This window comes from Spirosoma panaciterrae DSM 21099, assembly GCF_000374025.1.
In the GTDB taxonomy this organism is placed as follows: Bacteria; Bacteroidota; Bacteroidia; order Cytophagales; family Spirosomataceae; genus Spirosoma; species Spirosoma panaciterrae.
Genome location: NZ_KB893175.1, coordinates 37480 through 51792, shown reverse-complemented (window position 1 = coordinate 51792; position 14313 = coordinate 37480). Strand labels below are relative to the sequence as shown.

The window sequence follows — 14313 nt, the reverse complement described above, 5'->3', positions numbered from 1 at the left end:
TACACCAGGTACAGAAGCACAACTCGTTTAGCGTATCTCAAACTGGCCTTTTTGTCCTGCTGACGCAGGACAAAAATTAACCTGATGCATTTCTAATAATCTACTTATATTCAAACGGCTAAGTAAAACTACATAGGTCGCTCCGGACTAGTTTGTTTTTAGCCGGGTTGGGTACCCATAAGGGTTTATGTCGCGGACATGCTCAACGATTTCCTGACCAGAAATTTGACAGACACTAAGGCAGTAACCGAACGTTACTCGTATCTCAAAAAGGCGGATGGTTGGTTTGCAGATGCGGCCTCTCCTTCCCATAAACACGATTATGAACAATCAATCAATAATTGAACGGCTTCGAGCCGGGGAGCTGCTACGAAAAGACGATCCTGAATATGGTGCGTTTGGCGAAGTTGTTTCGCGAACAATCCGGCTCTGTGTTGAGATGAACACAACGGCAACCCATGTCGATCAGGTACGCGATCAGTTAAGCATCATCATCGGAAACCCAATCGATGAATCGACCACGATCTTCCCTCCATTTTATACCAACTTTGGCCGGTCAATATCGCTGGGAAAAAACGTGTTCATCAACCATGCCTGTTCTTTTCTGGACATCGGTGGCATATCCATCGAAGATGACGTACAGATTGGCCCACGCGTGAACCTCACCTCAGAAAACCATCCGCTCGATCCGGGTGATCGAAAAACCGTTATTCCCAGCCCCGTTTTGATCAAACGAAATGCCTGGATAGGTGCAGGGGCCACTATTCTGCCCGGTGTAACCGTTGGTGAAAATGCGATTGTTGCAGCCGGTGCGGTGGTGAGTCGGGATGTTCCGCCCAATACGGTCGTTGCCGGAGTACCTGCTAAAGTCATCCGCACGTTGTAACTTGGTTCCAATCGATTCAATAGCGTTTTACGGACATCAACCTCAATAAAGACTTGTGGCCCGACTAGGTCGGGCCACAGACAACGAATGCATGCAATTAGCTCAATTGATCTTCGGGCGCTTTAGTCAACACCTGGCTCATTCGCTCCAGCAACACTTCGACATCCCGCTGCCGGGCCAGATGGTAGCGGGCAAATGAAATGCCTGCTCCCACTTTAACAGTGTAAGCCCAGTTGGGCAATTGCCGAAACATATCTTCGTCGGTCGTGTCATCGCCAATGCTTACAATAAAGTCGTAGGGTTTTTGCTCAAATATGGCATTGGCAACCGTTCCTTTGCTATGCTGAGCGGTTTTGACCTCCACCACCTTACTCCCCTGAATAATCGTTAAGGGAACAGAATAGGAAGCACTACGCAACTGAGTAGCCAGATCAATGGCCTGATTTTCAATGTCGTCTATTTCACTCTTCCGATAGTGCCATGCAATGGAAGTTTCTTTCTCTTCAATGAACGAACCAGGCGCCTGATCGACAAAAGGAGTCATGATGGTCCGAACCGAATCGACCCAGTCATCGGCCGATAAATCGAGCCGCTCCCAGGGCTGGCCGGGTTTCTGGAGAAAAGCGCCGTGTTCGGCTACCAGACTGACTGAAATACCCGCAAACGTTTTTTCCAGAAAGGCCCGATTTCGGCCACTGATGACTACTACATCACTGGTTTCGGCCAGGTGCTGAATGGTTCGCTTCAATGACTTGGAGGGACTAGCCAGGGCCGGGTCATTGACAATTGGGGCCAGGGTACCATCGAAATCGAACAGGAGCAACCGTTGTTGTGCCTGTTCGAACGAACTCACAAAGGAGGCAATGGGCAGATCGGTCTCCAGTTCCGTTTCACTCTCACGAATCACCTGAAAGGCCGACAGGAAATCGTGACTCCAGCGGAACACATTATGGTTTTGTACGTGCTTGCGCATCGTCGTTAGTCGCCGTTCCTGCTCCGCTTCGGGCATAGTAAGGCCCTGCTGGATGGCATCCGCTACTTCCTGCGTATCGGTCGGATTAATGATGAGCGCTTCCTGAAGCTCCTGGGCAGCTCCGGCCAGCTCGCTCAAAATCAGAACGCCCCGCTGATCGTGTCGGCTGGCAATAAATTCTTTACAGACCAGATTCATGCCATCGCGAAGGGGCGTAATCAACGCAATATCGCAGGCGGTGTAGAGCGCCAGTAGCTCTGTAAAGGAGAGCGACGAATAGGTGTACACGATGGGGCGCCAGCCAATGGTACCGAATAGGCCATTGATCCGACCAACCGTTTCTTCGATTTCTCGCTTTAACTCCTGATACTGACCAATTTTATCGCGCGAGGGAACCACCGTCATCACAAACGTAACGCGATTATGCCATTCGGGATGTTGAACCAGAAATCGTTCAAATCCTCGTAATCGGTACGTAATGCCCTTCGTATAGTCGAGTCGATCCACCGAAAAAATGATCCGGTTATGCCGCAGCAGGGCTTTGTCTCGTTGGCGCATCTCTACGACATCGGCCTCCTGGCTGCTTTGGTCGAACTTGTTGAAGTCGATACTTATGGGGAATTCTTTGACCAGTAGCGAGCGATCGGCCAATACAATTCGCTGGCCGATGATGGGCAGTTCCAGTACTTCGGCCACGCTCTGGATAAAATGCTGGACATAATCGGCCGTATGAAACCCAATGACATCGGCCCCCAGAACACCCTTCAACAATTCCTGCCGCCAGGCACGGGGCAACAACTTGATAATCTCGTAGGTCGGGAACGGAATGTGAAAAAAATAGCCAATAGACGCATCAGGAACTACCTGGCGAACCATATCGGGCAGGAGCATCAGTTGAAAATCGTGAATCCAGATGAGATCGCCCGGTTCAGTCAATTCATTCAGAACATGCAGAAAACAGGCATTGGCCTGCTGATAATGGTCAAAATCATGCTCCCGAAATGAGGCATACGACGGAAAGTAGTGAAACAAAGGCCAGACGAGATCATTACTAAATCCGTAATAAAAACCTGTATGGACAGCCTCATCGATAAAAACCGGATGAGCCACAAACGTTTCGTTCTCAAAAACCGATGTATCGACATCCTGAAAGGCCGAATCGGCATGGCCCACCCAGTGAATTTTGGTCGGCAAACCATCGGACGACTGTCCCATTTGTCCGGCCATCGACAGCACAGCCGACACCAGACCTCCTGAGTTCTGGACCAGCTCATACCCTTCCTGCTTTTCCTTTACGGTAAATGGTAATCGATACGAAACAATGATCAGGCGTTTAAACGGAGTTTTAGAGGTTGTCATGCAGGCTTGTTGCGTTACTGAACGCGCAGTGTGTTTTACAAAAGACGCCAATTGGGCTTAGAGCCAACTTAAGTAAATCTTAGAAACTTCTTAGAGAAGCTCCACCACAACTTTGACTTCCTGCTAAACAACAAAGCCAGAAAAGCGTTCTAAGTAATTTCTAAGCGGTCTATAAGCAGATTCTTAGCTCAAATCGAGTAGTTGCCAAAATCCAGTTGGTCCTTCGTGCCCGATCAGCGTATATCTGACCAGCCCGATCGACCGTTTGAATCGTTTACTTCCAGACAATCATGACAGAAAATACCATAGATCTCCAGGACAATCTTCAGTGGTACAAGGATGCCATCATTTATGAATTGCATATCAAAGCCTTTTACGACGGCAATGGCGACGGAATCGGTGATTTTCAGGGCTTACTCCAAAAGCTGGATTACCTTCAGGAACTGGGGGTTACGGCCATCTGGCTTTTGCCATTCTACCCTTCGCCCCTGCGCGATGACGGGTACGATATAGCCGATTATTACACCATCAACCCCGCCTATGGGACCATCGAGCAGTTTAAAACGCTGCTTCACGAAGCCCATCAGCGGAATCTGAAAGTGATTACCGAACTGGTCATCAATCACACCTCCGATCAGCATCCCTGGTTTCAACGCGCCCGAAAAGCCCCCAAGGGATCGCCCGAACGCGACTATTATGTCTGGACGGATGACCCGACTCAATACAAAGATGTTCGCATTATTTTCCAGGACTTTGAACATTCGAACTGGACCTGGGATCATGAAGCGCAGGCATATTACTGGCATCGCTTTTTCCATCATCAGCCCGACCTGAACTACGATAACCCACTCGTGCAGAGCGAGATATTCAAAATAATCGACTATTGGTGCGACATGGGTGTGGATGGTTTCCGGCTCGATGCTGTCCCTTACCTGTACGAGCGGGAGGGTACCAACGGCGAAAACCTGCCCGAAACCCACGCGTTTCTAAAACAACTGCGGCAACACGTCGATGATCATTTTCCGGGAGTGGTCTTTCTGGCCGAAGCCAATATGTGGCCCGAAGAAGCCGCATCGTATTTTGGTGATGGCGATGAGTGCCATATGAACTACCATTTTCCGGTCATGCCCCGGTTGTTTATGGCGTTACAAATGGAAGACCGCTATCCCATCACCGATATTTTTGATCAAACCCCCGCCATCCCCGAAAACTGCCAGTGGGCTATCTTTCTCCGCAATCATGACGAGCTAACCCTCGAAATGGTGACCGACGAGGAGCGGGACTATATGTACAAGACGTACATCAAAGACCCCCGATCCCGCATCAATCTGGGTCTACGCCATCGTTTGGCTCCGCTGCTGAGCAACAACCGAAAAAAAATAGAGTTGATGAACTCGCTGCTTTTTTCGTTGCCGGGCACACCGGTTCTGTATTACGGCGATGAAATCGGCATGGGCGATAATGTGTATCTGGGCGACCGCGATGGCGTACGAACGCCCATGCAATGGTCGCCCGACCGAAATGCCGGATTCTCGGCCGCCAATCCTCATAAGCTATATCTGCCTACCATTCTTGATTCGGAGTACCATTATGAATCCGTCAACGTCGAAACGCAGCGTCAGAACACCTCCTCGCTGTTTTGGTTCATGAAACGGATGATGACCCTACGGAAGAAATACAAGGCTTTTGGGCGAGGAGATCTGACCTTTCTGAACGTCGAAAATCCAAAAGTGCTGGCGTTTACCCGCACCTACGAAGACCAGACGCTGCTGATCATCATTAACCTGTCGAAATATGCTCAACCTGCCGAAATTGAACTGGATGGGTTTGGCGGGTATGTTCCGGTTGAGTTATTCAGCCGAAATACGTTTCCGGCTGTTACGGAACAGGAAACGTATTTCTTCACGCTGGCCCCTCACGACTACCAGTGGTTTGTGCTGGAAAAAACAGCTGCGCGTGTGGCGGCTCCCCTCCAGCTTCCTGAACTGCATATTGCCCTGTGGGGACAGATTTTGAGCAACAACACCCGGGAACGCCTGGAAACGAAAGTCTTGCCCGATTACCTGCTCAGGACCGACTGGTTCGAAGAAAAGCGGGTAACCATGCGGGGCGTTTCTATTCTGAACCAGGCACCGCTTATGCTGCCAGTGGGTTCGGCCTACATTCTTTTGGTTGAAGTTACGTATGAGCGGGGCCTGCCCGAAATTTTCCAGTTGGTTATTGCCTTTGCCGACGAGCTACAGGCCGCTCTGTTATTACATAGCTGCCCTCAGGCGGTACTGGCCAATCTGCATCTGGGGCACGAATCGGGGGTACTCTGCGATGGTCTTTACCTCCCCGATGTACAGCAGGCTCTGCTTCAGAAACTAACACAGAATGACCGACATGCTGAAGGCAACCTTGTTCTGCAATCTAAACCGTTATTGATGGACTACGTCCGTCAGCACAGTGCTATAAAGTCGAAACTGGTGGCTTCGGGCCCTGCCTATGCCTCTATCATTTACGATCACTGTTACGTATTGAAAGTGTATCGAAAGGTTGATTTAACGATCAATCCAGATGCCGAAATGACTCAGTTCCTGTCTGAGCAGGCAGACTTTTCGAACGTCCCTCCGTTTGCCGGAATGATCGAAATGCTGGCTTCGGGCGAGCCGATCATGCTGGCCGTTATGCAGAAACTTGTAGCGCAACATGGCGATGGGAAACAGTATGTTCTGGAACGCATCAACAACTTTATTGAACGGATTCTGGCCCGCAATTCAATGCAATTGGCCGAGGCCCTGAATGCAACGCTGGGCACCCTGAGTCAGCCGGTTTCGTTCACGAGCTTACCCCCCGAAGCACAGGAGTTACTTGGCCACCGGGCCGCTCAGCAGGTTCGGCTACTAGGCGAACGAATCGGGGCGATGCACCAGGCACTGGCGTCGAACACGACACTGACAGACTTTGCCCCTGAAGAATTTTCCCTGCACTATCAGCGGTCGTTGTATGCCGGTTTTCAATCGCTGGTTCGCGAAAGTTACCAGACCCAAAAACGAAATTTGCAACGCCTGCCCGACAATGTTCGGCAGGATGTTGAACAGATACTGGGTCGAAAAGAGGAAGTATTAGCCCTGTTTAAACGGATTTACAGTAAAAAACTGGTCAGCACCAAGATTCGCATTCACGGGGACCTGCAGTTGGACAAGATTCTGCTGACGGGCAAAGATATTGCCATTCAGGATTTTGGGGGCGACCCTGGCCGGAGCTACAGCGAACGTCGTCTGAAACGGTCTCCTCTGCGTGATGTCGCGTCTATGATTCGCTCGTTCTATTACGTTGGGTACGAAGGCTTTTTACAGAATAATCAGGTCACGGCCGAAGACACGATCCCCCTTTTACCCTATGCTATATTCTGGGCCCAATGCATGAGCAACTTTTTTATGGAAGCCTATCTGGAAACCGTTCGGGGCAGTTCGTTTATTCCCGATGACGCCAACGATCTGCAAATGATGCTGGAAACGTACCTGCTCGAAAAAGCCATATCGGACCTAAATAGTGAACTCAGCCACCGACCCGACTGGGTTCGTGTGCCCCTGGAAATCATTCAATCGATTATTGAACAGACTGGCACTGTGGCCAAAGAGCTCATGCCAGAGACCGTTGATGGGATAGGGTCGTTCTAAAAGAACACCCTATCCATAAACAAAACTTCATGAAACACCCCCTTCGTATCCCATACATTGCATTTCTCATTTTCTTTTTAGGTAGCGTAACACCCAATCAGGGACAGCAAGTCCTCAAAAAAACCAGTACAGAACGGCCATTGCTACTCGGGCCCGACGAGCAATTCGGAAATCTGTTTGAAACCGTTCAGATAAAAGCTGTTTTTCCCGATTCAAAAACATTTGCTGACTGCATTCCCAACTATCCGCCAGCAACTATTCTGGCCAACTACGAAAAAGCCCGTCAGCGCAGCGACTTCAACTTGAAGGCGTTTATTCTACAGCAGTTCACCCTGCCGGTCAAACCCGCTTCGGGCTACACCAGCCATGCCGGTCAGTCGGCGAGTGAGCATATGGCCGATTTATGGCCTGTACTGACGCGCCCGGCCACACCCCGTCTGAAAGAGGGCTTACAACCGGGCTCACTGATTCCCCTGCCGAATCCGTATGTGGTTCCCGGAGGACGATTTGGAGAGATGTATTACTGGGATAGCTATTTTACAATGCTGGGATTACGGGCGTCGGGCAAACCAGCGCTCATCCGAAATATGGTCGATAATTTTGCCTATCTGATCCGCACAGTTGGCTTTATTCCTAACGGAAACCGAACGTATTTTCTGGGCCGGTCGCAGCCGCCGTTTTTCTCATTCATGGTCAACCTACTTTCGGAAATTCAGGGACGGCGGGTATTGCTGACCTATTTACCTGAACTTCAGCAGGAATATGATTTCTGGATGGACGGCAAAGATCAGGTAACGGCACAGCAGCCAGCTTACCGACGTGTGGTTCAACTGGCGGAGGGCATATATCTAAATCGCTATTTTGACGACAAATCAACCCCTCGCCCTGAATCGTATCGGGAGGACGTGCAACTGGCTCGCCACATCAAAAATCCACAGCCCCTTTACCGGCACCTCCGGGCGGCAGCCGAGTCGGGCTGGGATTTCAGCAGTCGCTGGTTTCGGGATGGTAAAAACCTACGTACCATTCATACAACCGACTTTATCCCCGTCGATTTAAACGCACTGCTTGTCAATCTGGAGCAAACGTTGGCAGATGGTTATCGATTGAAAGGCGATTTAAACCGTTCCAAAACCTACCAACAACTGGCGCAGCAACGTCGAACTGCGCTTCAGCGGTACTGCTGGAATCCGAAAAGTGGTTTCTTTTTCGATTATGATTTCGTGGCCCGCAAGCCCTCCACAGTCTATTCATTGGCGGGTATCTATCCTCTATTCGTGAAGATAGCGACGCCCGCTCAAGCCGTAGCTGTAGCCCGCAAACTGGAGCAGTCGTTTTTGAAACCAGGCGGATTGACAACCACCTTGCAAAATACGGGTCAACAATGGGATTCGCCCAACGGCTGGGCCCCATTACAATGGATAGCCATACAGGGTCTGCGTAATTATCGCCAGTTGCCACTGGCCAGTAAGATCAAAATAAATTGGGTAGCCGAGAATCTGCGGGTCTACAAAGTGTCGGGTAAGATGGTCGAAAAATACGACGTAATCAGTACGGCAGCCGCCAAAGGCGGAGAATACCCCAATCAGGACGGCTTCGGCTGGACCAACGGCGTCCTTTTGAGGTTGCTCAGTGAAAAGTAAACAGACGACTTCCCGATTTTGTCTGCCTCAGACAGACCCCGGCCCTGACGAACGCTGACCGCTTTCAGGCTTGGGCTTTGTAGACGACGATTGACTCCGGCTGAAGAATCAGCGTGGCTTTGCTGGCCAAAAGCTCGGGCGATGCGCCGGGCCCTTCCCAGACGGGGTCGGCTGAGTCGAGCAGCTTTTGCCAGCTTTCTCCCAGGTCAGGCAGTGTCACGATCTGTTTTTCGGAGGAAAAATTCATCAGGCACAATACGTCGTTGGTCTTATGCCACCGATGCATGAGAAGCGTTGTTTCTCCCTCCTGATGAATGATCCGGGTGTGTCGGGGATTGAGATGATACAATGCCGGTTGCTGACGCCGGAGTGCCGTAAGCGACTGATAGTACCGATACAAGGTTGGGCTTGGGGGCTCATCCAGCCCCTCCCAGGCTGAAGCAGAAGCCGACTGGATTTCCTGATCGACAGGCAACGATTTTTCAGCCATCCGTACAGGCTCATCCTGAGTCAGTGCCAGGAATGGATTCATGTGCCCCCATTCTTCGCCCATAAACAGCGTAGGTATACAGGGACTCACTAGAATATACCCCGCCATGAGCTTGACGGATTCTGTGTTGAGTGGCTGCGTGGTATAGGTTTCCAGCAGATTGTTTTGGGCTTTGTAACAAGTCTGCGATAGTGAAAGCACCCCTTCTCCGGCTCCCTCGGCCCCTTCTCGATCAAACAACTCGTCAAGTACCTCCGAGAAATGCGCATCATACAGATACGATTCCTGATAATGCCGGGTTTGACACCGACGAGCGATTATATCCTGGTTAAACGAATTACGGGCTGAGTCAGCCCTGTTTCCGGAGGAAATTGGCTTTCTAACCCGATCGCTACTCGATTTATCTTCATTACTACACATCGGTTGGGGCAAGTCGTGTTCAGCCAATAGATAATATTGCCGTCCGGTCAGGTTAGTTAAAGCATTTGTACGCTCCCGCATTCGATGAAGTAGCTGATCGGCATCCGGCAAGGTCTGAATATCCCTCAACTGAATCGCGTCGATATGAAACTCCTGAAACCACATCATCATATTCTCGATAAGGTAGCGCTCATGAGCTTCACGAAAAAAGTCAGGCTTATCGGTAAGCGTGCGGGCCTGCGAACGGGCCAGCAACCCAAAGTTCCCAAATCCTTTTGCTGGTTGTTCTGTCCGTTGATACACCATATCCAGAATAACGGCGATGCCTTCAAAATGGCAGGCATTTACCAGTTGTTGCAGGTGCGCCGGTCCACCACATGACGTTTGAACAGCATATAAAAAAGGAGCGGACTGCTGTTGGGATTGGGGATTCAGAAACGGAGTGATGGGCCTAAGCAGAATTGCCGTAACACCCAATTTTTTGAGATGGCTCAGTTTATGAATCAGCGCCTTAAGTGTACCTTCTGGCGTGAAGGTGCATATATCAAGTTCGTAAATGATGTAGTCGTCGATGGGCGGATTGACCCAGTGTGCATCTTCCCAATAAAAAGCAGATGTATCAAACGCCTGGGAAGGGCCATAGAACCCCTGGGGTTGTATAAGTGATGCCGGGTCAGCGCATTCCTGCTCGTCGTTGATGACAAACGTATATAAATCACCGGGTTTGATCTGATCGGTTTCTCCGTGCCAGTCCCCATTCGTTCCTTTTTGCAAAGGTAGTTCAGACGAACCCGTTTGAATGGAGACGGCCACTTTCTGGGCAAAAGGCGCCCATACAGTTATCTGCGCTGTATGATCTGGGGTGAAGGTAAGGCCAAGCGATCGTTGATGATAGTCTTTCGTATGACTCATAGAAAAAGATGTTACGAGATATCGGAGAAGCCATCCGACCATCTACTGGCAAATTTTCCTAACCATGGCATAGCCATCAGCAGGTCGGGCGCATGAACACCCGGCTTCATGGCGTTGAAAACGACTCAATATGAATGAGAAATTGAGTATGCTTGAGCCTTGCCCTATCCGATGTTGGTTAGTTACGAACAAAACAAATAACACACGCATTGCTTAGAATGCCCTTAAGCAGATCTTAGAAACTGCTTAGAACGAGCCGCAAATGTTTATGGATGTATTTGTGGGACGCGAGACAAAGAAGAGTACACCAACCCTACTATTGGTTGAGCAGGCAACCATGCAACTAGTTGCCTCCCAAGTGATAAGCGTTTAGCTGAACAGGCAGGCTTCTAGCAAGCATCCGATGCAACCGGAATTAGCGCTGCCTAAATTTCTATGCTAACCCGTCTGAATCGGCAAAAGCGGATTAGAAAACCTGGCCTCGCGCGTTAGACGAAGTCTTCAACGAAAAGTAACAACCTAATCGAAGGGATAAGCAAAGCGATGCCCAGCAGACTTAAAATCGGCAGGTAGATATAAGCCATAGCACTCGGAATAGCATGATAGATAGTAAGCCCTTATTTCATGTCCCCTACAGATGGCAGCTAAAGCTTGTTAGCGATAGCCATAGGTTTCCGTTGAAATATTGACCCGCACTGCCCCAGCCGTAAACGAAGTGGTCCGGGTTATCGTAACACTATTGGTCTTAAATTCACCCGTCCCCTTGAATGCAGGGCTATAAGTCACTCCGTTGACCGGGAAAGAATCTATTTGAATTGGCACCTCAAATTTAGCACCGCTAACCCGTACCTGATAGGATCGAACTTTAACCGACAGTTTCTCCGTAAAGGTGTAAGTTCCGTCAGCATTCTTAACAACTGTTAAGGTGCCCTTGTCAGTCTGATTGACCGGAAAGCTATCAAAGGTATACTCCCCTGATACTTGTAAATTGTATTGACCTTCGTAGGTCGGTATCGGGAGTGTAGTTGACTGCTGACAGGCGGCCATTCCGACCGTTAAAAGGATCAAGACACAGAAGAAATGTTTCATAGCCGAAGAGGATATAGTAAACAACCAGTCTATGGTTTGTATAATGAAGTATCGTCCTCATTTTAACCAATTTTCTTATTGACTGAAAAGTAAATAGATTTTGGGTATTCATTGTAAGGTTAGGCGTTACGAATGAATACTGCGTTGAGCCAGGCCATCTGGCGGTAGCATTCGTCTATGGTATTGAGGCTGGACGGCCAGGTATAATCTGGCTTTCTCAAACGCAACTCCACGAAGATTATATTAGCTAAATACCTGACAATTACCCAACAACAAACCTTCACCTATTCTATCAAAAAGATATTTTCTTAGCTGCCAATAGTATAAAAATTTATTTATCCCCTCCTCCTATACTACAAAGTAGGGCGTTTTCTCCACGGTAAAGAGTATGCGTATTCGTTTTCATCTACTGCCAACGGGCGCTTGCTAACCGATCTACTTTTTAACCTTCCAAAAGGTAAGTAAACAATAGGCTTGTACACTTCGTTGATCATTTACTAAAGATTAGGATAGTTATTTTTCAGCCCGGTAGCATTGCCACCGGGCTGTTTTGTTATTGATACGTGAGTAAGTCTGTTATGTAAGTAGCTTTCGCTTTCTATGGCAAACTACAAACAATCCGATTACGAAGCACTTCGCCGACGTTGTGTCGAACTCAGCCAGGCCGGTTGGCAGCAGGCAGCAATTGCTAACGCCTTCGGGTTAACTCAACCTTGGGTCAGTCGAACTTTAAAGAAATACAACCAGCAAGGACTAACCGCTTTGCAAGAGGGGAAACGAACCGGCGCGCCAGCCCGACTATCTGCTCAGCAGCTGAGTCAATTAGTAATCGAACTAAACAAAGGGGCCCAATATCACGGATTTAGTGGAGCCGTCTGGACTCGCCCCCGAGTTAATGAGCTGATCAAGAAGCTGTTTGGTGTCAGCTATGATCCGTCTCAAATTGGCCGGATTTTGAAAAAGGTAGGATGGAGCAGGCAGTTACCGCAGCGTAAGGCTAGCCAGCAAGACGCAGGGACGGTTGCTCAATGGCGAGAAGAACGCTTACCACATCAGCGGTCCGACTGAACTTAAAAAAAGCGCATGCTGAAGGACGCGTCATTTTATATGTGGATGAATCAGCCTGTTATCTATTGCCATTAGTGGCTCATACTTGGGCACCTTGTGGTCAGACACTGGTACTCATTGAGCAAGCGGGGCGTACTCATTTAAGCCTCATTGCTGCAATTGCTCCTAACGGTCGGATCTATTTAGCTGGTCAAGACCAGCCCTTTACAGGCGAAGACATCGTATGGTTTTTAAGCCAGCTCTGTGGATGATACCGAAAGCGAAATTTACTGGTTATCTGGCCGGGCCGCCGTCGCGGATGGAGCTGCCATTCACCGGAGCGAGGCCGTCAAGCAGTTACTTCATGAACGGCCCGGTAGGATTCATCTGGAACGCTTACCAGCTTACAGCCCAGAATTAAACCCGGTTGAACTGTTCTGGAGTCATCGGACCGCCGAAGCGGTTGAAGGGCAGCTTGAAAAATCGAGCGTATACCAGTCTAGATGAGCTAACGGTGGCAGTTCTTGAGCAAGCCAAACGGTTTGAAAATGGCCCTAAATCAGTGAAGGCATTCTTCAATAAAAAAGAGGTAGCATTCATTACGGAATAATTCACGGATCAATATCTGAACCCGTCAGAAAAATTTCAATAGTGAATCGTAGCTAGGCCATTCAAGAAAAAAAGCACCCACGAATATATCGTAAGTGCTTGATTACCTGAGTGATCCCGAAGCGACTCGAACGCTTGACCGTCTGCTTAGAAGGCAGATGCTCTATCCAACTGAGCTACAGGACCGTGTTTCATGATCTATGAACGGCTACTAATGTAGAAAAGAAACGTATTGAAAGCGTAAGCCCTCACATTCATTCCCTGGTAACTATTCATAAAGGCTGTAAAAATACGTGCATTTCTACTATTTTACAAAAATGCCATATGATTATCCTGTTTACCCTTGTTTCGGGAATAACTCAGCCCAGAGCGGCATTTATTTACTCATTCCTACCAATTGTTGATTAGCTGTATTTTCCCTCAAAAGCACTTTTCAACTTTGTGGTCGTAAGCAAAGGTGGTTTTATACTGCAGGTAAGTGATTACAAGTCGGTTGTTCCGGTAATCCTTTTCCCGGCCACTTTCCCAAAACAGTCACCATCTAATCACTACTAAAATGACTCAAAAACCCTCAATGGCATTTGTCGGCGCTTCCTGGGTAGCGCTGGGTGCCGGTATGTTTGGCTTCTTAATCGGTTTATGGCGCTCCGACATGCTCCTCAATGAAAAAGGATTCTACTTCACGGTGTTGATGTACGGTCTATTTTCAGTCGTATCGGTGCAAAAGAGTGTACGAGATCGGCTGGAAGGTTTGCCGGTAACCGATATTTATTACGGCTTAAGCTGGTTTTCCACTATTTTAGCCATCGTACTGCTCACCGTTGGCCTTTGGAACGCCACTCTATTGCCCAGCGAAAAAGGCTTTTATGCCTTTGCTTTTCTGCTCGCTTTATTTGGCGCTATAGCCGTCCAGAAAAATACCCGCGATGGTCAATCGGCCTAAATTTAGCCGTCTATTGATTTGGCTGCTGCACATTTTTAGTAGCCCTTACTCGGTTCACTCAACTACGTATGAATCATTCTGTTTGGGCTTAGAAAGCGATCCATAAGGGTAAGTTAGGCATTGCCGTCCAATCAATAAGTTAACGATTAAGGCAATTATTAACTAAAATGGCCCCGATTGCAAACTATTGGTTCTATAGCTAGCAAGCTCTTATGGGTTAGATTTAAACGCTGGGCTCGGCATGAGGTCAGCGTTTTTTGTCGATTTTCGCCGAATG

At 48.8% G+C, this 14313-nt stretch carries 9 protein-coding genes and 1 tRNA gene; 6 read left to right on the top strand and 4 right to left on the bottom strand.

Going from position 1 to position 14313, the window contains the following annotated elements; all coding sequences use genetic code 11:
• The first annotated feature begins 322 nt into the window (after positions 1-322).
• A complete protein-coding gene (locus B153_RS0106890) occupies positions 323-886 on the top strand; it encodes a DapH/DapD/GlmU-related protein (RefSeq protein WP_020595955.1) in 564 nt (187 codons plus the stop codon).
• A 97-nt stretch (positions 887-983) separates the two neighbouring features.
• Here the strand turns inward: B153_RS0106890 and B153_RS0106885 are convergent, their stop codons facing one another.
• The gene (locus B153_RS0106885) at positions 984-3218 is read right to left on the bottom strand and encodes a bifunctional alpha,alpha-trehalose-phosphate synthase (UDP-forming)/trehalose-phosphatase (protein ID WP_020595954.1); all 2235 of its coding nucleotides are present in this window, start codon (positions 3216-3218) and stop codon (positions 984-986) included.
• Between the two features lie 290 nt (positions 3219-3508).
• Between B153_RS0106885 and treS the strand changes: the two genes are divergently transcribed.
• Together treS and treF are read left to right on the top strand one after the other, a co-directional pair.
• Complete coding sequence (gene treS / locus B153_RS0106880; protein ID WP_020595953.1) at positions 3509-6883, top strand: maltose alpha-D-glucosyltransferase; 3375 nt, start codon at positions 3509-3511, stop codon at positions 6881-6883.
• A 29-nt stretch (positions 6884-6912) separates the two neighbouring features.
• Positions 6913-8526, top strand: a complete 1614-nt coding sequence (gene treF, locus B153_RS0106875) for an alpha,alpha-trehalase TreF (protein WP_020595952.1) — start codon at positions 6913-6915, stop codon at positions 8524-8526.
• A gap of 64 nt (positions 8527-8590) precedes the next feature.
• Here the strand turns inward: treF and B153_RS0106870 are convergent, their stop codons facing one another.
• Positions 8591-10348, bottom strand: coding sequence for an alpha-amylase family glycosyl hydrolase (locus B153_RS0106870; RefSeq protein WP_020595951.1), 1758 nt, complete (start codon positions 10346-10348; stop codon positions 8591-8593).
• A gap of 654 nt (positions 10349-11002) precedes the next feature.
• Positions 11003-11437, bottom strand: a complete 435-nt coding sequence (locus B153_RS0106865; RefSeq protein ID WP_040760969.1) for a hypothetical protein — start codon at positions 11435-11437, stop codon at positions 11003-11005.
• Between the two features lie 600 nt (positions 11438-12037).
• Here B153_RS0106865 and B153_RS0106860 point away from each other — a divergent pair.
• Entirely contained in the window at positions 12038-12505 is a 468-nt protein-coding gene (locus B153_RS0106860) for a helix-turn-helix domain-containing protein (RefSeq protein ID WP_020595949.1), read from the top strand.
• 243 nt (positions 12506-12748) lie between these two features.
• A complete protein-coding gene (locus B153_RS0106855; RefSeq protein WP_020595948.1) occupies positions 12749-12991 on the top strand; it encodes a transposase in 243 nt (80 codons plus the stop codon).
• A gap of 214 nt (positions 12992-13205) precedes the next feature.
• Here the strand turns inward: B153_RS0106855 and B153_RS0106850 are convergent.
• Positions 13206-13279: transfer RNA gene (locus B153_RS0106850), tRNA-Arg, on the bottom strand.
• Positions 13280-13649: 370 nt separating this feature from the next.
• Here B153_RS0106850 and yiaA point away from each other — a divergent pair.
• Positions 13650-14036: an inner membrane protein YiaA gene (gene yiaA, locus B153_RS0106845; RefSeq protein ID WP_026261954.1), complete on the top strand. Its 387-nt coding sequence runs from the start codon at positions 13650-13652 to the stop codon at positions 14034-14036.
• Positions 14037-14313: the final 277 nt, after the last annotated feature.